Source organism: Paraferrimonas haliotis, from assembly GCF_002282895.1.
In the GTDB taxonomy this organism is placed as follows: Bacteria; Pseudomonadota; Gammaproteobacteria; order Enterobacterales; family Shewanellaceae; genus Paraferrimonas; species Paraferrimonas haliotis.
Window position 1 is genome coordinate 171,490 of record NZ_NRRB01000003.1, and the last position, 21,066, is coordinate 192,555.

A 21,066-nucleotide genomic window follows, 5' to 3' on the forward strand; every position below is an offset into this window, starting at 1 on the left:
TTGTCACAGCCGCTCACTAATTGGTAGACTTAGAGCATTGACCCAACTTAAGTGCACAAGCTGAATGGCGCGTAAAACAACAATATTTACCCTTTTGTTACTCTTGCCAACCCTATTGGTTGGCGGATGCAGTGACGATCCGAACGCCATTCCAAGTGGATTGGTGTATTGTTCAGAGGGTAACCCCGAATCGTTTAATCCACAGCGCGTCACCTCTGGTACCACCATAGATGCCACCTCCCATCAACTTTATGATCGCTTAATCACCTTCGATGCTAACCATAATTATCAACCGGCATTAGCCACCGACTGGAGCGTATCTGAAGACGGATTAACCTACCGTTTTCATCTGCGACAAGGGGTGGCGTTTCACAGCTCTGACGATTTCAAACCGAGCCGATTTTTCAACGCCGACGATGTCTTGTTTAGTTTTGATCGCGTTCGGCAACTGGATCACCCGTTTTACCCTAAACAGCGCAGTAATTTTCCATTTTTCGAGTCGGTTCAATTCGCTCAACAGATCCGTCATATTAAGGCCATTTCTCCGTATTTAGTGGAATTTAAGCTTAAGCTTCCAGACGTTACCTTTTTAGCTAACATTGCCACCGATTTCGCGGTGATACTCTCGGCACAATACGCCCAACAACTGCTGGCCCAAGGCCACGTTGAGCGCATCGACCAATTTCCCATTGGAACCGGGCCTTTTAAATTAAAAAAATACGCTAAAAACCATTACATTCGTTATCAGCGCTTTGATGAACATTGGCGCGGCCCGGCCAAAACTGAAAATCTGGTATTTGATATTAGCCCCAACAGCACCGTGCGCCTTAGTAAGCTGATAACCGGCGAGTGCGACATTGCCGCTCTACCAAACGTTCAAGAAATCGACAAGATGGCCGCCCGAGGGTTAGTGTTTCCCGAGGTCATCGTTGAAAACCAACAAGGACTCAATGTCTCTTTTTGGGCCATAAATACCCGCAAACCACCATTTAATGATCGTCGAGTACGACAAGCTCTGGCCCACGCTATCAATAAAAGCCGCATTTTCGATGTGGTATATAATCGTCAAGCCATCGAGTCTCAAAGTTTATTGCCGCCGTTTTCCGCGGCGTTTTCTCCCAGCGATTATCGCTATCGCTACGATCCTGAAAAAGCCAAAGCCTTGCTCGAAGAGACGGGCTTTAGTGATTTGAGCATGGATATTTGGGCCATGCCGGTTGCCCGAGCTTACAACCCTAACTCGTACAAAACCGCGGAATTAATTCAAGCGGATCTGCTTGCGATTGGCATTGACGCTAATATTGTCAGCTTTGATTGGAGCGTATTTAATCAGAAACTGGCCAGCGGAGATTACGATTCTGTAGTCATTGGATGGACCGCCGATAACGTTGATCCCGACAACTTTTTTACACCGCTATTAAGTTGCAACTCCGTTGATTCGGGCAACAATCGCGCCCGCTGGTGCAATGCTACCTTCGATTGGAAAATTAATCAGGCAAGACAAGAATCGGATTTCGAGATAAGAAAGAGTCTCTATCAAGACGCGGAGAACATTGTAGCGGTGGAAGTGCCTGTCATTGGCTTAGCCCACACAACCCGTAAAATTGCACGTCGAGCCACCTTAAAAGGGCTACAATTGTCGTCCTATGGCGGTTTATCCTTGGCTCAAGCCTACAAACAAATGGGACAAGCCCCAGAGCCTGGCGAAACCGAGTTGCAAGAGGTGCAACCATGAGCATTTATTTGTTGCGGCGCTTAAATCTGTTAATCGCAACCAGCGTGCTTTTGCTCATTGTTATTTTCAGCATCAGCTATCAGTTCCCTGGTGAGCGTCATTACGTATTAACGGGTATCAGCGATCCAACCCCACAGCAGCTGCTTGAAATCGACCAAGACTACGCCCTCGATAAAGGTATTGTACGCCAATTTTTAGCCTACAGTCAGCAACGTCTCAGCGGTGAATTTGGCATTTCCATAAACTCTCAACAGCCGGTTATTGATGAAATGAAACTGGCCATTCCGGCGTCGTTTGAACTTACCAGCATGGCGGTATTAGTGGCGCTGCTTTTTGGTATTCCGCTGGGGGTTATTGCGGCGCGCTCAAGCAACAAAATGCTACAAAACGCCATATTAGCAGCGACCTTAAGTGGTTATTCGGTTCCCGTATTCTGGCTTGGCATAACCCTTTCGTTGTGGTTTGGCTTGCAATTAAACCTACTGCCCATTAATGGCCGCATCAACTTACTTTACGACATTGAGCCGGTCACCGGCTTGCTGTTAGTCGATTGTTTATTAAGTGATGCCAGCTATAAAATGGCGGCGTTTTATGATGCACTGCGCCATTTAATATTGCCTACCTTAACGTTAGCGGTATTGCCGTTCACCATGGTTATTAGAATTACTCGCGATGCCATGATAACCATCATGAAGCAAAACTACATTAAAGCGGCAGAATCTCGCGGCTTAACCAGTTTACAAATAATTGTCCGTCACGCCTTGCCAAACGCCGTCATACCGGTTGTGAGAACCTTTGGCATCATGCTTGGCACCATTGCCACTTACTCAATCATTACAGAGGTCATTTTCGCATGGCCTGGCATGGGGTCTTGGTTAGTTTCCGCCATCTTTCAACGGGACTACACTGTGATTCAAGGGGGTATTTTAGTGACCTCAATATTCATCATCTTCAGTACGATTACCATTGAAGTGATTCACCATATGGTCAATCCTAGCAGCCGTAAGGAAATGTATGGCGCACACTAATTACTTTGACGAAGAGCGTATCGACAGCCCGTCTCGCCAGGTTTGGCGTCACTTTAGTGCCAACCCATTTTCGGTATTGGGACTGTGGGGCTTGATCATTATTCTACTGCTTATGATTCTAGGGCCATGGATTGCTCCCTACTTGCCAGAAGCTCAGAATTTAGAAAACCCATTATTGCCCCCTTCTTGGCATGCAACCGGCGAGGTGCGCTACTTTTTAGGAACCGACGATTTAGGCCGCGATATGCTCTCTCGGCTCTTGTACGGCGCCTATTTAACCTTTGGCTCTGCACTGCTTATTGTTGCCATTACTTTAACCCTAGGTTTTGTCATTGGTGCCATATCTGGAACATTAACCGGCCTTAAAAGCAGTATTCTAGGCCATCTGTTAGACTCTTTGTTGTCCATCCCATCCTTGCTGTTGGCCATTTTGTTTGTGGCTGTATTAGGTCCAGGGCTCACCCACGTTTTATGGGCTGTGGGTTTAGCGCTGTTGCCTCAATTTGTGCATACCATCCACAATGCGATTCACGATGAAATGCAAAAAGAATACGTAACAGCTGCCAAGCTCGATGGTGCCAATCGCTTTCAAATTTTCTGGTTTGTGGTCATGCCGAACGTTTGGGATACCTTAATTGTGCAAACCACTTTATCGGTTTCGGTGGCAACATTGGACATTGCGGCACTGGGCTTTTTAGGTTTAGGAGCGCAGTCCCCCACCTCAGAATGGGGCGCGTTAGTAGCGCAAAACCTCGATAACCTCTTAGTGGCTCCTTGGACCATCACCATTCCGGGGTTCGCCATTTTATTCACGGTATTGGTGATTAACCTTGTGGGCGATGGATTACGCTCCGCACTGAAATCCGTAAGGCAGGTTTAACTATGCCCTTGCTTGATATTCGCAATCTCACCATAGAGCTGGCTACGCCTCAAGGCCGCGTTCCCATTGTGGAGCAAGTTTCGCTCACCATCTCCAGTGGAGAAATTCACGGTTTAGTGGGAGAATCCGGCTCAGGTAAAAGCTTATTAGCTCAGGCGGTGATGGGGATCACCGATAACCGTTGCTACATACAAGCGGATCGATTGAGCTGGGATGGTAAAAATTTATTGGGCATGCCCCCTGCGGAACGCCGTGCCATTATGGGCCGTGATATAGCCATGATTTTTCAGGAGCCCAGCAGTTGCCTTGACCCGGCGATATCCATAGGCAACCAATTAAAAGAGGCCATGCCATTGCCAGCCGACGAGGCCGCTAACACGCGATTTTGGAAGCGCCGTAAAGCTCAAAACAAGCACATTGTTACTTGGTTGCATCGAGTTGGCATAAAGGACCATAAAAAGGTACTAGACAGCAATACTTGGGAACTCACCGAGGGCGAATGCCAAAAAGTGATGATAGCGATGGCGCTTTCGAATCAGCCAAGGCTCTTAATAGCCGATGAGCCAACGAATTCAATGGAAGTGAGCACTCAAGCACAAATTCAAAGGCTGCTGGTTAAGCTTAATCAATTGCACAACGTGTCTATCTTACTGATTGGTAACGATTTAGAAGCCATGGCGCAATACACCGATAAGCTCACCATCTTGTATTGTGGGCAAACCATGGAATCGGGGCCCGTGGAAAAGCTCATGAGCAAGCCCTACCACCCCTATACCCAAGCGTTAATTAATAACTTTCCGCAATTTGACCAGCATACCGAACGTAAAACTCTGCTTCCGACACTGCCGGGGTCCATTCCGTCATTACAGCATTTGCCCATAGGCTGTCGGCTTGGGCCTCGTTGCCCTCAAGCGCAAAAGAAATGCGTTCAAACTCCGAAACTGCAAACCAGCAAAAGCCGAAGTTTTGCGTGCCACTTCCCGTTAAATCAGGTGAAAAAAAATGCCAGCATTGCTTGAGGTGCGAAAATTAAACCGCCGCTATTTTACCGGTTACAAATGGTTTAAACGCCAATACAAATGGGCGCTCAAGGACATCAGCTTCTCTCTTGAGACAGGACAAACGTTAGCCATTGTTGGAGAAGCTGGCTCCGGTAAAACCACTCTGGCTCGAGTACTGGCCGGTGCAGAAACCAGAACCGACGGCACCATTTTGTATCGAGACACGCCACTTGAGAAGCAAGACTCAAAGCAGCGTTGTCGCCTCATCAGAATGATTTTTCAAGATCCCAGCACCTCTCTCAATCCCAGGTTGACCATTGGAGAACTGCTCAGAGAGCCTTTGGTGTTTAATACCGATCTTAACCAATCGCAAAGCAATAAAATCATTGAGGACAATTTACGCAAAGTGGGTCTGTTAAAAGAGCACGCCGATTTCTACCCTCACATGCTGTCTTTGGGACAAAAACAGCGGGTGGCCATTGCCAGAGCATTAATGCTAGAGCCTGAAGTGATTATTGCCGACGAGGCCCTCGCCGATTTAGATTTATCCATTCGCTCTCAAATTGTCAATTTGCTGCTGAAGTTACAGCAGCAATTAAGCATTAGCTTCATCGTCGTGAGTCAAGATCTCAACATTGTTCGCCACATCAGTGACCATCTGATTGTTATGCGCCACGGAGAAATTGTTGAGCAAGGCCCTACTGAGCAATTGATGCTTAATCCGCAACACGAATATACCGAGCGGTTGGTGAAGCAGAAGTTACCGGACGGAAAAAACCAGCAAATTGTAAAGTCCACAGCCTCGAACACATCCAACCACTAATAATAACAGCCATTTTTTGGAAGAAAACCGTGCCTAAATGGCGATAACCTTTTATCCTATGGCTGATTTTGCAAGGAACACTAAGATGATCATAAAACCTAAAATTCGTGGATTCATTTGCACCACGACCCATCCAGTGGGATGTGACAGTAACGTTAAGCAACAAATCGAGTATACCAAAGCGCAAGGGCCTATCGCCGATGCTCCAAAACGGGTATTGGTTATTGGCTCTTCAAGCGGCTATGGTCTAGCATCGCGAATTACTGCCGCCTTTGGTGGTGACGCCGCAACCATCGGCGTATTTTTTGAAAAGCCAGGAACTGAGCGCAAACCAGGGACTGCCGGTTGGTACAATTCGGCGGCCTTTGATAAATACGCTAAACAAGCAGGTTTGTACTCTAAGAGTTTAAATGGCGATGCCTTTTCTAATGAAGCCAAACAAAAAACCATCGACCTGATCAAACAAGATTTGGGCCAAGTTGATATGGTGGTATACAGCCTTGCGTCGCCGGTACGCAAATTGCCCGATAGCGGTGAAGTGGTTCGTTCCAGTTTGAAACCCATTGGCGAAGCCTACACCGCAACTGCGGTAGACACCAACAAAGACACCATTATTGAAGCCACTGTGGAGCCTGCGACAGAGCAAGAGATTGCAGACACTGTGACCGTAATGGGCGGTCAAGATTGGGAACTTTGGATGGCTGCATTAAGCGAAGCCGGCGTGTTGGCTGATGGCTGCAAAACCGTCGCTTACTCGTACATTGGTACCGAAATCACTTGGCCAATCTACTGGCATGGCGCACTTGGTAAAGCAAAACAAGATTTGGACAGAGCGGCACATGCTCTGCATGCTCAGTTGAGCAATCACGGCGGTGCTGCTCACGTAGCCGTACTAAAATCGGTTGTGACTCAAGCCAGCTCAGCAATTCCAGTAATGCCACTGTATATCGCCATGGTGTTCAAAAAAATGCGCCAAGAAGGTTTACACGAAGGCTGTATTGAGCAAATCCAACGAATGTTCCGAGAGCGCTTATATCAAGCTGATGGCTCTGCTACACCGACGGACGCTGAAAATCGTCTTCGTCTTGATGATTGGGAACTGCAAGAGCCGATTCAAAAGCACTGCCAAGAGTTGTGGCCTACCGTAACCACAGACAACCTAGCAGAGCTTACTGACTATCGTGAATACAAAGAAGAGTTTCTAAGCTTATTCGGCTTTGGTATCGAAGGGGTTGATTACGACGCCGACGTTAACCCTGAAGTCAGTTTTGATGTTATCGACATTTAACTGTCTGCTTCTCTGTTAAGCCAAAAAACCAGCGCATGCGCTGGTTTTTTTACGTTTTGAGAATGACGAGTAAAGCACCTTCAACAAGGTGACTAACGAAATGTCTCTATGTAGTGACCAAGCGCCGTGAGCCCATGCACAACCAGCGTTCCGATAAGCACATAGGCGCCGTTTACATGCCATTCTAAAATGCGCATAGCATCCGCCCCGCTACTCAATTGCCACAAGGCTCCTGTAATACCAACAAATAGGAACAGCACCATGGTCAGCCCTTCTATCGCGGCGAGCAGTCCGCCTTCAACCGCGGTGGGTATCTTTCCTTTAGCAAGCCCTTTTAAATCAGTCACGAGCCAGCTTACTTTGCCCATTAGCCAGCCAAAATGGCTTCGCCACTTGCCATTGACGCAGTTGATAACGAAAAAGAGCAGCGCGATGGCCAAGGCCACAAAGCCCAATACCTGATGGTTGTATTCCCAAAAACCTGGCGATAAACGCAATTTCGCCATTTTCACCAAATGCGCCGTCGCTAGCAGCCATAGGCACACAAGCGCCGCTAACCAATGACAGCGTTTAATGAGATCTGGAATGCGATGGCGTGAGAGCATAATAACGACCCTTAGTTAAGTTGCGCTATTTGCTGAGCAAAGCGCTTCACCGAGTTCCAATCGGTGTACTCAATACAGGCATCTGCATTGGTTGGCCCCTTGGTAAGCCACATAATAAAACGAATGATGTTGCGATCGAAGAAGCTGTAACTTTGGTAGTCAATTTTTCCACCAAATACCGAGCAAAGGTTTGGCTGCCACTCGGTTTTAGTTAAAAACTGCTGTACATATGGGTTCGTTTCAGCGGTATTTTTCTCTGGCTTTCGAGCTACTAAATTCACTGAAAAAAATGCGCTGGGCACTTGTTCAAGCGCCTTTTTGTGGGTAGCGATGAACTCGAATACAGCAGGATTATGCTTTCCGTGATAGATGCTGGCACCAATAACTACCGCATCATATCCGCTAAAGTCACCATTGCTGTCAATGAGCGGTTGTAAGGTAAGCGAATGCTCGTCACCTTGCAACTCTTCAACTAACGTCTGGCAAATCTTTATTGCTTGTCCATTCGTGCTTGAATGGAGAATTAAGATATTACTCACAGCGGTCCTATATATAAATCTGTCATTGCTTTAGGAATGATAGTGATTATACCAATGCCTTTCACCTAATAAGATCACGCAAAATAAGATCCAGCACTCATTTGCCCCAATCGAATCGTAAACTTGTGACACAGAATCCATTTCTTCAAACGTATATTTGTTAACAACTTAACTTTGTCGCAACAAAAAAGGCGCATTTAGCGCCTTTTGAAATCATATGCCTCGATTACTGTGCTTGTACTGGGTAACTAATGGCGGCCTTGGCCTTTAGCACGCCTACAATGCCGTTGTATTCGCTTTCAATCAGTTGATTCTGAATGCGCTCAGCAACCGCACTAATCATTTGCGCATCGTCAGTGGCTTCATCATTTATCTGAGTAACCTGAATAACGGCTACCCCATTAGCCAACTCTACGGTGTCAACCGCAGGCTTGCCATCCACAAGACCCATTTGGAAGGCTTTATTGACAATGGCGTTGTCAACGTCAGTACCGAATCGAGCTAAGGCTTTATGCTCTTCAAATTGCTCCATGGTTGGTACACCTTGACGAACTTGTTCGGCAATGCTGCTGGCTAATATGTTCGCTTTAGCAATGGCCTGTTCACGCAGTAGCTGCTGCTTAATAGGCTCAGACACCTCTTCTAACGGCATAGTGCCCGCTTGTTGGTGCTGTTTAACCCGCATCACCATTACGTGGTTATTACCCAGCTCGACAACTTCTGAGTTCATACGCTCATCAAGCACTTCACCAGAGAACGCAATAGCTAACACATCAGCGCTGTTAAACGGAGCCGGCGCATTATTACGGCTAAACAAAGGTGTTGTTTTAATTTCAGCATCGATGGCTTGTGCCGCTTCCGTTAGCGTATCAGGCACTTCGTAGCTGATGTCCGCCAATTGCTGTTGCAGGGCAAAAAAGTTATTTGCCGCTTTGTCTTGCTTCAACTCAGCGATGACGTCTTCTTTTACCTGTTCAATGCTGGCTTGCGCACGCTCTTGAACATCAAGTACTTTAACGATTTGGTAGCCAAAGTCAGACTTAAATACGCTTGAATACTCGCCTTTAGCAGTCTCAAATAAGGCTTTATCAAAGTCTGGTGTCATGACGCCTTTCTCAAACCAATCCAGTTGACCGCCGTTTTGGCCGCTGAAGCTGTCATCGGATTCGGCTTTGGCAAGCGCTGCGAAATCTTCACCGGCTTGTAGCTTGGCGTAGATATCTTGTGCTTTCTGCTCAGCGTTGTCGGTATCATTGCTGATCAAAATATGCGCGGCCAAACGCTTCTCAGGAGTAACGTATTGATTCAGATTGTCTTGGTAGTACTGCTGAACTTCTTCATCAGTCACCGCCATGCCGTCAGCAAGATCAGCGGCATTAAGCTCAACGTACTCAAGCGAAATCAGTTCCGGAGCATTAAACTGGAAAAGATTATCTTGGTAGTACTTATTAATTTGTTCATCGCTAACGTCAATATCGGCCTTAAGTGGTTCGGCATCAATGAGCGTATAGGATACGTCACGGGTTTGAGCCATTAGGTTAGCCAGTGCTTGAGATTCACCCGGTAGTACAAATTCACTATTGGTAATAGCGCTCACCAATTGAGTACGAATAAGATCGGTACGAATAAGCTCGCTAAAAGTATTCGGGTTCATGCCAATTTGACGAATCAAAGCCAAGTAACGTTCGTTGTTAAAACGTCCGTCAATTTTGAACTCTTCCATCGAGCGAATGGTGTCGCGCACCATGTCATCTGAAACCGTCAAACCATAATCGCGCGCCGCTTCTTCTAGCACGGTTTTGGTAACTAAGCGGTCTAGAACACCTGATTTGATGCTTTCCAAATAGTTAGGATCCGCGGCCAACGAATCGAACATGTCACCCAACTGGTTTTCTAAACGAGCTCGCTCATTTTGATAAGCTTGTTCTAAAGATTGGGCGTTAATGGTGACATCGTTAACTTTCGCAACCACAACTTCGTTACTGCCTGTCAAATAGTTGCCTACCCCAGCAACGGCAAATGACAAGATAATTAGGATTAAGATAATCTTCGCTGCTGGGCCTTGAGCCCCTTCGCGGATTCTTTCTAACATTTGGATTTCTCGCTCGCGTATCGCGTATTAATTGTAAGTGCGCACCGATTTTAGATGCGCTTAGGATTCTACCCTTTTGCAATGAAAAAGGCACCTAAAAGGTGCCTTAATCTACGAAAGCTGTGAGCTTCCTAAAAGACTTAGTTTACTGCGTCTTTAAGAGCTTTACCTGCTTTGAATGCTGGAATAGTAGCTGCAGCAATCTTGATCTCTTTACCGGTCTGTGGGTTACGACCAGTGCGCTCTGCACGTTGGCGAACTTCAAAAGTACCGAAACCAACTAGAGAAATCTTGTCGCCGTCTTTAAGACCTTCAGTAACTGCGTCAATGAAAGAGTCTAGTGCACGGCCAGCAGCCGCTTTAGAAATGTCTGCACCAGAAGCGATTTTCTCGATTAGTTGAGATTTGTTCATGTCATCCCCTTAAGTTTATTTTTATGCCGCAACCAACTCCAATTTAGTGCGGGTGGCGGAGTTTTACTACTATTAATAAAAAAATTATTAAGACTTCAATGAAAGTCTAAGTAAATAAATTTGGATAATTCGCAAAGCCAGTTGGCGCAAGGGTTACAAGGCTAACCGGCCGTTCCACAAATTCAATCTACCACAAGAATTTCAATTGGGAAGCCCCTTTTCCCATTTTTTTTCAAAAAAATGCGAAAATAATGCGTTAATTGGCACTTTTTTCAACACTGAAACCCTTTGGCGACTGTTCTAGCGCCAATTCCAGTACATCATCAATCCATTTTACCGGATGAATTTCGAGATCCGCTTTCACGTTTTCTGGGATTTCCTGCAAGTCCCGTTCGTTGTCGTGAGGAATCAGTACCCGTTTAATACCGCCACGGTGAGCGGCTAACAGCTTCTCTTTTAAGCCACCAATGGGCAGTACTTCACCACGTAAGGTGATTTCCCCTGTCATGGCTACATCCGCTCTCACCGGGTTGCCGGTTAAGCTTGAAACCAATGCCGTGCACATCGCAATACCCGCAGATGGCCCATCTTTTGGTGTAGCACCTTCTGGAACGTGGACGTGGATGTCTCGCTTCTCATGAAAATCGCTGTTAATTCGCAAATGCTCAGCGCGCTTACGCACCACGGTTAGCGCCGCCTGAATCGACTCTTGCATCACATCGCCCAAAGAGCCGGTGTACGTCAGCTTGCCTTTGCCAGGAACTGAGGTGGTTTCAATGGTAAGTAAATCACCACCCACTTCGGTCCATGCCAAACCGGTTACCTGTCCAACCTGGTTGGTGGATTCGGCTTTACCGTAATCAAATCGTTGAACACCCAAATAGTCTTTCAAGTTATCACCACTGACCGTAACTTGCTTCAAGTCTTTTTGCAGCAAGATATTCTTCACCGCCTTGCGGCAAATTTTAGAAATTTCCCGTTCTAAAGAACGAACGCCGGCTTCTCGGGTGTAGTAACGGATAATACCCACAATGGCACTGTCCTGAATGTCCACTTCACCTGCTTTCAGGCCGTTTCTATCCATTTGCTTAGAGACCAGGTGTTCTTTGGCAATATTCAGTTTTTCGTCTTCGGTGTAACCGGACAGACGAATCACTTCCATTCGGTCAAGCAAAGGACCTGGAATATGCATCGAGTTAGAGGTGGCAACGAACATGACGTCGGACAAATCGTAGTCCACTTCTAAATAGTGATCGTTAAAGGCGGTATTTTGCTCTGGGTCCAACACTTCCAACAAAGCAGAAGCTGGATCACCGCGCATATCTGAGCTCATCTTATCGATTTCATCGAGCAGAAACAGCGGGTTTCTCACCCCAACCTTCGCCATGTTTTGAATGATTTTGCCCGGCATAGAGCCAATGTAAGTACGACGATGACCGCGAATTTCGGCCTCGTCACGTACCCCACCCAGAGCCATACGCACGTATTGGCGGCCCGTCGCTTTTGCTATCGACTGGCCTAGAGAGGTTTTACCCACACCTGGAGGCCCAACTAAGCACAAAATGGGTCCACGAAGCTGTCGAACACGGCTTTGTACGGCTAAGTACTCTAAAATGCGCTCTTTGACCTTTTCTAAACCATAGTGATCGGTATCAAGAATGTCCTGCGCTTTAGCAATGTTGCGTTTAACCTTAGTTCGCTTTTTCCAAGGTACGTTAGTCATCCAATCAATGTAACTGCGCACCACGGTTGCTTCCGCTGACATGGCCGACATCATTTTCAACTTATTAAGCTCAGCTAACGCTTTCTCTTTGGCTTCCTTGGACATGCCGACATCATTAATTTTCTTGTCCAGCAGTTCAAATTCGTCGTTGCTTTCATCTAAGTCACCCAGCTCTTTTTGAATGGCCTTCATTTGCTCATTTAAATAGTATTCCCGCTGACTTTTTTCCATTTGTTTCTTAACGCGGGAGCGGATGCGCTTTTCTACTTGCAGCAAGTCAATTTCAGACTCCATCATGGCCATCAAGTACTCAAGACGCTCGCTGATTTCCACCATTTCCAAAACGGTTTGCTTATCTTCAAGCTTCAGCGGCATATGGGCGGCCATGGTATCGGCAAGTCGGGGCGCTTCATCAATACCTGACAATGAAGTTAACACTTCCGGTGGAATTTTCTTGTTGAGCTTGATATAGCCTTCAAACTGGGTCACAGCACTGCGAACCAGCACTTCTTCTTCCCGTTCGTCCATCGGCTTGGCATCCAGTGGAGTAACATTGCCGACGAAGAACTCATTGCCTTCGATGTAACGATTAATGGTGACGCGTTTTACGCCTTCCACCAACACCTTAACGGTGCCATCAGGCAGCTTTAACAGTTGCAGAATGGTGGCGAGGGTGCCGACTTCATAAATGTCTTCAATTTGCGGGTCGTCTAAGTCGGGATCTTTCTGCGCAACAAGCACTATCTGCTTGTCTTGAGCCATGGCGGCATCGAGGCAACTGATGGACTTCTCGCGTCCAACAAATAAAGGAATAACCATGTGTGGGTAGACCACGACATCCCGCAGAGGCAATACGGGTAACTCTAATCGATTCGCGCTTTCTTGGGTCATTATAAGATTCCAATTCTAATGCTTTGAAAGGGTTTGGTCACTTTCACTCTACATTAATGCATCGTTTTGTGATCTGGCTTATCTGAGTATATTGGGTCGAATGATGGGGTTTCAATGGCTGAAAATAAAAAAGGAGCCAATTGAGGCTCCTTTAGTGAGTTTATTAGACTCGATTGCGCATTTATCACTCAGAGGCGGCCGCTTGCTTTTCTTTACTTTCGTAAATAAGCAAAGGATCAGATTCTCCGGTAATAACGGTTTCATCGATAACCACTTTGCTGACGTCGTCCATTGATGGCAAGTCATACATGGTATCTAACAGCACACCTTCGACAATTGATCGCAAACCCCGAGCGCCGGTTTTACGCTCCATCGCTTTACGGGCGATAGCTTTAAGCGCATCTTCGCGAAACTCTAAATCCACGTCTTCCATGGCAAATAGTGCGCCATATTGTTTGGTTAACGCATTCTTAGGCTCATCAAGAATCTGCACCAACGCGCTTTCATCCAGTTCTTCTAAAGTGGCTAGTACCGGAAGTCGGCCAATAAATTCTGGAATTAATCCGTATTTGACCAGATCCTCTGGCTCCACTTGAGCGAACATTTGAGTCAGGGTTGCTTGCTCATCTCGAGACTTCACTTCTGCGCCAAAACCAATACCTGTGCCCACGTGTGCCCGTTGCTCAATGACTTTATCAAGCCCAGCGAACGCACCGCCACAAATAAACAGTATCTTAGAGGTATCCACCTGCAAGAACTCTTGTTGCGGATGTTTACGACCGCCTTGAGGCGGCACCGCCGCAACCGTACCTTCAATGAGTTTCAACAACGCTTGCTGAACCCCTTCGCCGGATACATCACGGGTGATGGATGGGTTGTCGGACTTACGAGAAATCTTGTCGATCTCATCGATATAAACAATGCCCCGCTGCGCCTTTTCCACATCATAGTCACACTTTTGCAGCAGTTTCTGAATGATGTTCTCAACGTCTTCCCCAACATAACCCGCTTCGGTTAATGTGGTTGCATCGGCCATGGTAAACGGCACATCAAGTAGGCGAGCCATGGTTTCAGCAAGCAGGGTTTTACCGCAGCCGGTAGGGCCGATCAGTAGAATATTACTCTTGCCCAGCTCAACACCGTCTTTGCTATCTCCGTTATGCAAACGCTTGTAGTGGTTATATACCGCTACCGCTAGCACCTTTTTAGCTCGTTCTTGCCCTATAACGTAATCGTCGAGGTGAGCACGAATTTCTTTTGGTGTCGGCAGTTTGTCCGACTCAGGCTTGGGCGAAATGTCTTTAATTTCTTCACGAATGATGTCGTTGCACAAATCCACGCATTCGTCGCAAATGTAAACGGATGGTCCCGCAATTAATTTGCGAACTTCATGCTGGCTTTTGCCGCAGAAAGAACAATAGAGCAACTTACTGTTGTCGCCATCGTCTTTTATGTCACTCATTCAACTACCTCTTATTGCAGCGAGTTCTGCTATTTTTGATTAGTCTAAAGCCACTTAGTTCATTTAGCTGACTCAATAATCAGCCCTATCAACTAGCGCTTGGTTAGCACCGAGTCTACTAAGCCGTATTCTACCGCTTGCTCAGCGCTCATGAAGTTGTCGCGGTCTGTGTCTCGCTCAATGACCTCTAACGGCTGCCCCGTGTGGTCTGCAAGAATTTCATTCAGCTTGTTTTTGATGCCTAAAATCTCTTGCGCATGAATGGCAATGTCAGACGCTTGCCCTTGGAATCCCCCAAGCGGCTGATGAATCATCACTCGCGAGTTCGGCAAGCAATGACGTTTGCCTTTAGCTCCACCCGCTAATAAGAAAGCACCCATGCTGCAAGCCTGCCCCATACATACCGTAGACACATTCGGCTTGATAAACTGCATGGTGTCATAGATTGCCATGCCCGCCGTTACCGAACCGCCTGGCGAGTTAATATACAAGTAAATGTCTTTGTCCGGATTCTCTGACTCTAAGAATAGCATCTGTGCCACAATTAGGTTGGACATGTGCTCTTCTACTTGCCCCACCAAAAAGATGACTCGCTCTTTTAGCAGTCGAGAGTAGATGTCGTAAGAGCGCTCACCTTTAGAGGTTTGCTCTACGACCATTGGAACAAGTGCGTTCATAAGCGCATTTGGGTCATTATTCATACTGGTTATTCCCTAACAAAAAGGCTCGCATGAGAAGTCTCATACGAGCCATTATAAGTGACGAATGAACGTCTAAGTCAATGCCCAATTACTGTTGTTGAGCATTTGCCTTATTCATGAACTCTTCGAACTGAACTTCTTTATCAGTTACCTTAGCAGTTTCTAGAATTGCTTCAACCGCTTGCTCTTCTAAAGCAACGTTACGCATTTGCTGCATAAGCTCTTGGTTGCCATTGTAGTATTTAACTACTTCAGAAGGATCTTCATAAGCAGACGCCATGGATTCAATCAAGGCATTTACTTTATCGTCGTTCGCTTCTAGCTCTTTGGTTTTGATGACTTCACCTAGTAGCAAGCCAACTTTAACGCGACGCTCAGCTTGTTCGGTGAACAAGTCCGCTGGCAACTCAGGCATGTTTGCTGGTTGCTGACCGCCAAAGCGCTGCATAGCTTGTTGGCGAAGTACGTTAACTTCATTGTCAACCAAAGCAGAAGGTACGGCAATCTCATTTTTCTCAACTAAACCGTTAAGCACTTGCTCTTTGATGTTGGCTTTAAGCGCTTGATCAAGTTCGCGCTCCATGTTTTTGGTGATTTCTGCGCGTAGCGCTTCAAGGCCACCTTCGCTGATACCAAACAAAGTAGCAAACTCGTCGTCTACTTCAGGCAGAACTTGCTGGTTAACTTCGAGTAGGTTGATCGCAAATTTAGCGTCTTTACCTTTTAAGTTTTCTGCGTGGTAATCTTCTGGGAAAGTTACTTCGATTTCAAAGTCATTACCGGCGTTGTTACCAATGATGCCTTTTTCAAAACCAGGGATCATGCGATCAGAGCCTAGCTCCAATTCGAAGTCGTCTGCTTTACCGCCTTCAAACTCTTCACCGTCGATGGTGCCAACAAAGTTCATTTTAACCTTGTCGCCTTTCTTAGCTTTACGCTTAACAGACTTGTAAGTCGCGTGTTGCTTACGCAAAGTTTCGATCATCGCGTCAACATCTTCATCTTTTACGTCACAAGTTGGTTTTTCAACTTCGATTTGGTCAAGATCCGCTAATTCAACTTCTGGGTAGATTTCGAAAGTGGCTTCAAAGCTAAATTCTTCGTCTTTCACTTCACCTGGAGCGAAGGTAGGAGCGCCAGCTGGGTTTAGTTTCTCTGCAATGATGGCTTCGTAGAAGCTGCGTTGCATAATTTCGCCCATTACTTCTTGGCGAATCGCTTGGCCATAACGCTTGTGAATCACGCTCACTGGCACTTTACCAGGGCGGAAGCCGTCGATGCGAGCGCGCTTAGCTTCTTGACGAACACGCTGAGTAACTTGGGTTTCGATTTGGTCTGCAGGTACGCTAACGGTAACTTTACGCTCTAGACCTTGGGTGGTTTCAACAGAAACTTTCATTGGTTTACCTCAATAAGTGGGTTGGGCAATCAAACGATGTTCGCACCAGCTCAATTGCCTTTAATCTTTCTTCGCGGGCATTGCCTGCACGAAGTTGGTCCATTTTTTAGGACGCGACATTATAGCCAGCTATGCCGCTAGTTACCAGCACTGGTTTATAGCCGCTTAATTGGGGAAATTTCAGGCATAAAAAAAGCAGCTAATTAAGCTGCTTTTTTTGGGAATAATGGGGTGAACGATGGGATTTGAACCCACGACAACCGGAATCACAATCCGGGGCTCTACCAACTGAGCTACGCCCACCACGGAAAACTTTGGCACGCCCGGCAGGACTTGAACCTGCGACCATCCGCTTAGAAGGCGGATGCTCTATCCAGCTGAGCTACGGGCGCAGTGTCGAAGCTAACCGACGCTTCTTTGAAAAGTGGTCGGTGATAGAGGATTCGAACCTCTGACCCTCTGGTCCCAAACCAGATGCGCTACCAGGCTGCGCTAATCACCGACGTCTTGCTCTTGCACGTTCTCGATTGCTCATCGGGAACGGATGCGGATATTACTGGACTCCCTTCGCCTCGTCAAACACTTTTTTATAAAGTTTTTTTGAGTGCTCAATTTTACAGCTTTCTGTTTAGGTTTAGTCCATGACAGCCTGCCTCGCTACTGTTAAAATAGCGCCGCTTATAATCGACTCGTGTTGTTCAAGGAATCAGACATCGTATGCCAGCTCAAATTATTGACGGAAAAGCCATTGCTAAAACCGTGCGTCTACAGCTCAAAACCAAAGTAGAACAACGCCGCAACCAAGGGAAGCGCGTTCCCGGTCTCGCCGTTATTTTAGTTGGCGCAGATCCGGCATCGCAAGTTTACGTGGGCAGCAAGCGACGCGCTTGCGAAGAAATTGGTTTCTTATCTCGTTCTTATGACCTAGAAAGCGATACCAAGGAGCAGGATTTACTCACCCTTATCGATGATCTGAATGAGGATCCTGAAGTCGACGGTATTTTGGTACAACTGCCCTTACCTGCGCATATTGAAGAGTCAAAAGTCATTGAGCGAATTCGTCCCGATAAAGACGTAGATGGCTTTCATCCCTACAACATTGGTCGCTTAGCTCAGCGCATTCCTGTTTTGCGCCCTTGCACGCCAATGGGGATCATGACCTTAATTGAGTCTACCGGCATTAAAACTCACGGCTTAGATGCGGTTATTGTGGGTGCTTCTAATATTGTCGGTCGCCCGATGACGCTTGAGTTATTATTAGCGGGGTGTACTACGGTGACCTGTCACCGCTTTACCGAAGATCTGAAAGGCAAAATTCAACAAGCGGATTTAGTGGTCGTGGCGGTTGGTAAACCTCACTTTATTCCTGGAGACTGGATTAAGCCCGGCGCCATTGTGATTGATGTGGGTATTAACCGCCAACCGGATGGCCGTTTAGTGGGAGATGTCGACTTTGACGCCGCCAGCGCTCATGCTGGTCACATTACTCCGGTACCCGGCGGTGTGGGTCCCATGACAATTGCGAGCCTTATGGAAAATACGTTATTTGCCTGTGAGCAGTATCACGACCGCTAGTCTACCCCATGTACGGTGGCCAGCAATTTGCGAGCGCCACCGTCATTCCTATGCTCTCCCAAGTAGATTCCTTGCCAAGTACCTAACGCCAAACGTCCGTCGCTGATGGGTATGGTTAGACTCACTCCAAGTAGGCTCGATTTTATATGGGCCGGCATGTCATCACTGCCTTCATAGGTATGAGTAAAGTAGCTATTATCTTCTGCCACTTGCCGATTGAAGTAAGCCTCCATGTCAACGCGTACACTGGGATCGGCGTTTTCATTGATGGTTAAGCTCGCGCTGGTGTGTTGCAAAAACAGCTGACATAAGCCGCTTTTAATAGAACTAATCTCAGGTAATTGCTGAAGAATTTCCTCGTCTATTAAATGAAAGCCTCGCCGGCGGCTTTTAAGAACAAGCTTTTTCTGAACATAGAACGACATAGCTATTGTCTCGATGAGTTATCACTAAAGCATAATGTAGCAGCTTTAAACAAGTTTCAGTCGACTAATCTTAGGCGTTTGATTTATTATCGATTAAAAGCAGTAAAGGAATATGATTTGAAGTCACCAATACGGATAATAAAGCAATACATTGTGCCTTTTCGAGTGGCCTTCATTGTTGCATTAGGGGTGTTCATCGCTAACAGTTTTTTAATTACAGTAAGCGCTGAACGTAAACAAGAAATTGTTGAGCAGGAAGTCAGCTATCGGTTATCGGATGTCCGCGCCCGCCTCGAGCAAAGCATTAATGCCTCCGTATTCCTTACCCAAGGCATTGACGCCCTCATTGCTACCCAGCACAACCTCAATGAATCGCAATTCATCAACATTGCTAAAGCCATACTCGACAGAGAACCAGGCATTCGCAATATCAGCCTAGCTCCGCAAAATGTGGTTCGTTACGTTTATCCAAAGCAAGGAAATGAGGCCGTTATCGGGGTGGACTTAGAAGCCATTGAACACCAGCGCAAAGCGGTGCTAGCGGCTAAGGAAAGCAATGACATTGTGGTGGCGGGCCCCATTGCCTTAATACAGGGTGGCGAAGGCATCATTAGCCGTAAACCGATATTTCAAGAACAGCAAGGCAGCCTCAACTATTGGGGATTGGTGAGTATCGTCATCGACACTGAGCAGTTGTACCAACAAGCACAATTACAAAGCGCTGAGCGCAATCTAAACATCGCCATACGTGGGGTTGATGGCCAAGGTAGTAGCGGCGCTGTGTTTTACGGCAACCCAGATATTTTTAAGCACAACCCGCAGCTGTTATCAGTTGCGCTGCCTAGCGGAAGTTGGGTATTGGCGGCGATACCGGTGGAAGGCTGGGAACGAGCTACGCAATTGCACTGGGCGTTTTATTTTGGCAACACCATTATCAGTCTAATCATGGCCTCTGTGAGCTTTTTTGCCGCAGCCAGCTATGAGAAAGCCAATCAGCTAGCCCGCCAAGATTCCTTAACCGGCTTACCTAACCGCTTAAGCTTCGATGAAACCCTCGAGCAAGCGCTCGATTACTGCCATCGCTATCAAACCCGCGGGGGCTTGATTGTATTCGATCTCGATAAATTTAAGCCGATTAATGATCAATTTGGTCACGATGTTGGCGATCAGGTATTAACCGTCATCGCCAAGCGCCTGTCTGCATTGTTGCGCCGAAACGACACTATTTGTCGAATTGGCGGTGATGAGTTCATCGTGTTGCTACCCAATGTCAGTGCCGATGAGAGTTTAGAGCGGGTGTGTGAAAAACTGATTGAAAGCTTGTGCCTGCCCATCACGATAGACGGCAATGAATTGCAAATTGGGGTGAGTGTTGGCGCTTGCTACTTCCCGTGCGCCGAGCGCACCAATCGGCAGTTAATTGCCCGGGCCGATAGAGCCATGTATCGAGCAAAAAACGCCGGCGGTAATCGTTTTGAAATTGAGTTCGACTGTTAAATTACAATGTTTTGAGCATCCATACATCGCAGGCAGTATGAATGGTACCGGGCAGTGGTTTAGGTAAACGTTTAAAGCCTATAGATTCATAAAGGGCTATCGCCGCCCCCATGGACGAAAGCGTGTCTAAATAACATTGACTAAACCCCTGTTCCTTGGCGAACTCTAGACTTAACAAACTCAGTTTTCTGCCCAGGCCAAGCCCGCGAGACTTTTTGCTTAAAAACAATTTTCGCATTTCTGCTACGTTTTGATGGCCGTTAAGCGGTGCGATTCCGATTCCACCAACCACTTCATCGTCAAGCAATGCCACCCAATATTGTTGACGCTCAGCTTCGCTGTAATGTTCGCTTAGTGCGTTTACTTCTGCATCGCTTGGGCCATAGCCAACGCCAATGGCACCGAATTCTTCACCGACGGTTAAAATGATGTCAGCCATGGCTGCATCCTGTTCTTTAGAAATAGGTTGAATTGTTAATTGAGGCATGTTGTTCGATTTATAAGTCCATTTTATGCATCTAACCTAAGTCATTTTAGGTAAGTTTCCAATAGTTAAATGAGATAAAAATTACTTACCAAAAACAAGCTTAACCGTATCCTTCACCACCGAAATAACTTCTTTGCCAAGGAGCAAACCCGAACCGAAACATACGGCTTCACTGCCGCCCCAAATGCTTCCGCACAACAGCGCCACATCTTCAGCCGCCAGTTCAAACGCGGCGCCTATACCACCCGCAACAGGAATGGCTGCCGTTGCGGTAATATTACTGGTGACAAACAAAGTGAGTAAGGACTTTTTCCAAGGCGTGTCGGCCATGCTGGCCAATTTTTTCAGCATTAATTGTTTGCGGCTAAGTGTTGGTTTAGCGGTATAAGGAACAATGGGGTATTCCATGACGACCTCGAGCCTACCGTTGTTGAGTTATTGTTAACAGCAGTATGGCTCGTTTCGCAACAATGTTTGTGTGAAGCTTAACTGGGTTTGTGTG

At 46.7% G+C, this 21,066-nt stretch carries 19 protein-coding genes and 3 tRNA genes; 8 read left to right on the forward strand and 14 right to left on the reverse strand.

The genetic code is table 11. From position 1 onward, the window contains the following. Positions 1-64 precede the first annotated feature (64 nt). From CLC91_RS07495 to fabV, 6 genes are all read left to right on the forward strand, one after another. Positions 65-1,735, forward strand: coding sequence for an ABC transporter substrate-binding protein (locus CLC91_RS07495; RefSeq protein ID WP_095500221.1), 1,671 nt, complete (start codon positions 65-67; stop codon positions 1,733-1,735). Continuing rightward, positions 1,732-2,763: an ABC transporter permease subunit gene (locus CLC91_RS07500; RefSeq protein ID WP_095498302.1), complete on the forward strand. Its 1,032-nt coding sequence runs from the start codon at positions 1,732-1,734 to the stop codon at positions 2,761-2,763. The genes CLC91_RS07495 and CLC91_RS07500 overlap by 4 nt, the downstream gene beginning before the upstream one ends. Next, a complete protein-coding gene (locus tag CLC91_RS07505) occupies positions 2,750-3,643 on the forward strand; it encodes an ABC transporter permease subunit (protein WP_095498303.1) in 894 nt (297 codons plus the stop codon). Before CLC91_RS07500 ends, CLC91_RS07505 begins: the two co-directional genes overlap by 14 nt. Positions 3,644-3,645: 2 nt before the next feature. Further along, complete coding sequence (locus CLC91_RS07510) at positions 3,646-4,662, forward strand: oligopeptide/dipeptide ABC transporter ATP-binding protein (protein WP_095498304.1); 1,017 nt, start codon at positions 3,646-3,648, stop codon at positions 4,660-4,662. Next, a complete protein-coding gene (locus tag CLC91_RS07515; RefSeq protein ID WP_095498305.1) occupies positions 4,646-5,467 on the forward strand; it encodes an ATP-binding cassette domain-containing protein in 822 nt (273 codons plus the stop codon). The genes CLC91_RS07510 and CLC91_RS07515 overlap by 17 nt, the downstream gene beginning before the upstream one ends. 85 nt (positions 5,468-5,552) lie before the next feature. Next, on the forward strand, positions 5,553-6,755 hold the full coding sequence (gene fabV, locus CLC91_RS07520; protein ID WP_095498306.1) for an enoyl-ACP reductase FabV: 1,203 nt from the start codon (positions 5,553-5,555) through the stop codon (positions 6,753-6,755). 92 nt (positions 6,756-6,847) lie between these two features. Here the strand turns inward: fabV and CLC91_RS07525 are convergent, their stop codons facing one another. From CLC91_RS07525 to CLC91_RS07575, 11 genes are all read right to left on the reverse strand, one after another. After that, complete coding sequence (locus CLC91_RS07525) at positions 6,848-7,360, reverse strand: cytochrome b/b6 domain-containing protein (RefSeq protein ID WP_095498307.1); 513 nt, start codon at positions 7,358-7,360, stop codon at positions 6,848-6,850. Positions 7,361-7,371: 11 nt separating this feature from the next. Beyond that, positions 7,372-7,899 carry a menaquinone-dependent protoporphyrinogen IX dehydrogenase gene (gene hemG / locus CLC91_RS07530; protein WP_095498308.1) on the reverse strand — a complete coding sequence of 176 codons (528 nt, stop codon included), beginning with the start codon at positions 7,897-7,899 and terminating at the stop codon, positions 7,372-7,374. Between the two features lie 226 nt (positions 7,900-8,125). Then, on the reverse strand, positions 8,126-9,991 hold the full coding sequence (locus tag CLC91_RS07535) for a SurA N-terminal domain-containing protein (RefSeq protein ID WP_095498309.1): 1,866 nt from the start codon (positions 9,989-9,991) through the stop codon (positions 8,126-8,128). 140 nt (positions 9,992-10,131) lie between these two features. Continuing rightward, entirely contained in the window at positions 10,132-10,404 is a 273-nt protein-coding gene (gene hupB, locus CLC91_RS07540) for a nucleoid-associated protein HU-beta (protein ID WP_095498310.1), read from the reverse strand. Between the two features lie 256 nt (positions 10,405-10,660). Then, positions 10,661-13,018, reverse strand: coding sequence for an endopeptidase La (lon, locus tag CLC91_RS07545; protein WP_095498311.1), 2,358 nt, complete (start codon positions 13,016-13,018; stop codon positions 10,661-10,663). 184 nt (positions 13,019-13,202) lie between these two features. Then, the gene (clpX, locus tag CLC91_RS07550) at positions 13,203-14,480 is read right to left on the reverse strand and encodes an ATP-dependent protease ATP-binding subunit ClpX (RefSeq protein ID WP_095498312.1); all 1,278 of its coding nucleotides are present in this window, start codon (positions 14,478-14,480) and stop codon (positions 13,203-13,205) included. A 92-nt stretch (positions 14,481-14,572) separates the two neighbouring features. Further along, on the reverse strand, positions 14,573-15,181 hold the full coding sequence (clpP, locus tag CLC91_RS07555; RefSeq protein ID WP_095498313.1) for an ATP-dependent Clp endopeptidase proteolytic subunit ClpP: 609 nt from the start codon (positions 15,179-15,181) through the stop codon (positions 14,573-14,575). Between the two features lie 88 nt (positions 15,182-15,269). Beyond that, complete coding sequence (gene tig / locus CLC91_RS07560) at positions 15,270-16,580, reverse strand: trigger factor (protein WP_095498314.1); 1,311 nt, start codon at positions 16,578-16,580, stop codon at positions 15,270-15,272. 227 nt (positions 16,581-16,807) lie between these two features. Next, positions 16,808-16,883 (reverse strand) — tRNA-His (locus CLC91_RS07565). A gap of 12 nt (positions 16,884-16,895) precedes the next feature. After that, positions 16,896-16,972: transfer RNA gene (locus CLC91_RS07570), tRNA-Arg, on the reverse strand. Positions 16,973-17,005: 33 nt separating this feature from the next. After that, positions 17,006-17,082 (reverse strand) — tRNA-Pro (locus CLC91_RS07575). Positions 17,083-17,297: 215 nt separating this feature from the next. On the opposite strand from CLC91_RS07575, the gene folD reads away from it, so the two are divergent. Continuing rightward, on the forward strand, positions 17,298-18,155 hold the full coding sequence (gene folD, locus CLC91_RS07580; RefSeq protein ID WP_095498315.1) for a bifunctional methylenetetrahydrofolate dehydrogenase/methenyltetrahydrofolate cyclohydrolase FolD: 858 nt from the start codon (positions 17,298-17,300) through the stop codon (positions 18,153-18,155). On the opposite strand, the gene CLC91_RS07585 is transcribed toward folD, so the two are convergent. Next, the gene (locus tag CLC91_RS07585; RefSeq protein WP_095498316.1) at positions 18,152-18,580 is read right to left on the reverse strand and encodes a secondary thiamine-phosphate synthase enzyme YjbQ; all 429 of its coding nucleotides are present in this window, start codon (positions 18,578-18,580) and stop codon (positions 18,152-18,154) included. The genes folD and CLC91_RS07585 overlap by 4 nt on opposite strands. A gap of 117 nt (positions 18,581-18,697) precedes the next feature. On the opposite strand from CLC91_RS07585, the gene CLC91_RS07590 reads away from it, so the two are divergent. After that, on the forward strand, positions 18,698-20,077 hold the full coding sequence (locus CLC91_RS07590) for a diguanylate cyclase domain-containing protein (RefSeq protein ID WP_158220713.1): 1,380 nt from the start codon (positions 18,698-18,700) through the stop codon (positions 20,075-20,077). A 1-nt stretch (position 20,078) separates the two neighbouring features. Here CLC91_RS07590 and CLC91_RS07595 read toward each other — a convergent pair whose 3' ends face one another. Both CLC91_RS07595 and CLC91_RS07600 read right to left on the reverse strand, forming a co-directional pair. Then, the gene (locus CLC91_RS07595; RefSeq protein WP_095498318.1) at positions 20,079-20,564 is read right to left on the reverse strand and encodes a GNAT family N-acetyltransferase; all 486 of its coding nucleotides are present in this window, start codon (positions 20,562-20,564) and stop codon (positions 20,079-20,081) included. Positions 20,565-20,645: 81 nt separating this feature from the next. After that, complete coding sequence (locus CLC91_RS07600; RefSeq protein ID WP_095498319.1) at positions 20,646-20,972, reverse strand: hypothetical protein; 327 nt, start codon at positions 20,970-20,972, stop codon at positions 20,646-20,648. Positions 20,973-21,066 lie beyond the last annotated feature (94 nt).

Bases quoted from the DNA above. Each gene is read 5' to 3' on its own strand.
- CLC91_RS07495 (WP_095500221.1), top strand. From the start codon at position 65: ATGGCGCGTAAAACAACAATATTTACCCTTTTGTTACTCTTGCCAACC.
- CLC91_RS07500 (WP_095498302.1), top strand. From the start codon at position 1,732: ATGAGCATTTATTTGTTGCGGCGCTTAAATCTGTTAATCGCAACCAGC.
- CLC91_RS07505 (WP_095498303.1), top strand. From the start codon at position 2,750: ATGGCGCACACTAATTACTTTGACGAAGAGCGTATCGACAGCCCGTCT.
- CLC91_RS07510 (WP_095498304.1), top strand. From the start codon at position 3,646: ATGCCCTTGCTTGATATTCGCAATCTCACCATAGAGCTGGCTACGCCT.
- CLC91_RS07515 (WP_095498305.1), top strand. From the start codon at position 4,646: ATGCCAGCATTGCTTGAGGTGCGAAAATTAAACCGCCGCTATTTTACC.
- fabV (WP_095498306.1), top strand. From the start codon at position 5,553: ATGATCATAAAACCTAAAATTCGTGGATTCATTTGCACCACGACCCAT.
- CLC91_RS07525 (WP_095498307.1), bottom strand. From the start codon at position 7,360: ATGCTCTCACGCCATCGCATTCCAGATCTCATTAAACGCTGTCATTGG.
- CLC91_RS07535 (WP_095498309.1), bottom strand. From the start codon at position 9,991: ATGTTAGAAAGAATCCGCGAAGGGGCTCAAGGCCCAGCAGCGAAGATT.
- hupB (WP_095498310.1), bottom strand. From the start codon at position 10,404: ATGAACAAATCTCAACTAATCGAGAAAATCGCTTCTGGTGCAGACATT.
- lon (WP_095498311.1), bottom strand. From the start codon at position 13,018: ATGACCCAAGAAAGCGCGAATCGATTAGAGTTACCCGTATTGCCTCTG.
- clpX (WP_095498312.1), bottom strand. From the start codon at position 14,480: ATGAGTGACATAAAAGACGATGGCGACAACAGTAAGTTGCTCTATTGT.
- clpP (WP_095498313.1), bottom strand. From the start codon at position 15,181: ATGAATAATGACCCAAATGCGCTTATGAACGCACTTGTTCCAATGGTC.
- tig (WP_095498314.1), bottom strand. From the start codon at position 16,580: ATGAAAGTTTCTGTTGAAACCACCCAAGGTCTAGAGCGTAAAGTTACC.
- folD (WP_095498315.1), top strand. From the start codon at position 17,298: ATGCCAGCTCAAATTATTGACGGAAAAGCCATTGCTAAAACCGTGCGT.
- CLC91_RS07585 (WP_095498316.1), bottom strand. From the start codon at position 18,580: ATGTCGTTCTATGTTCAGAAAAAGCTTGTTCTTAAAAGCCGCCGGCGA.
- CLC91_RS07595 (WP_095498318.1), bottom strand. From the start codon at position 20,564: ATGCCTCAATTAACAATTCAACCTATTTCTAAAGAACAGGATGCAGCC.
- CLC91_RS07600 (WP_095498319.1), bottom strand. From the start codon at position 20,972: ATGGAATACCCCATTGTTCCTTATACCGCTAAACCAACACTTAGCCGC.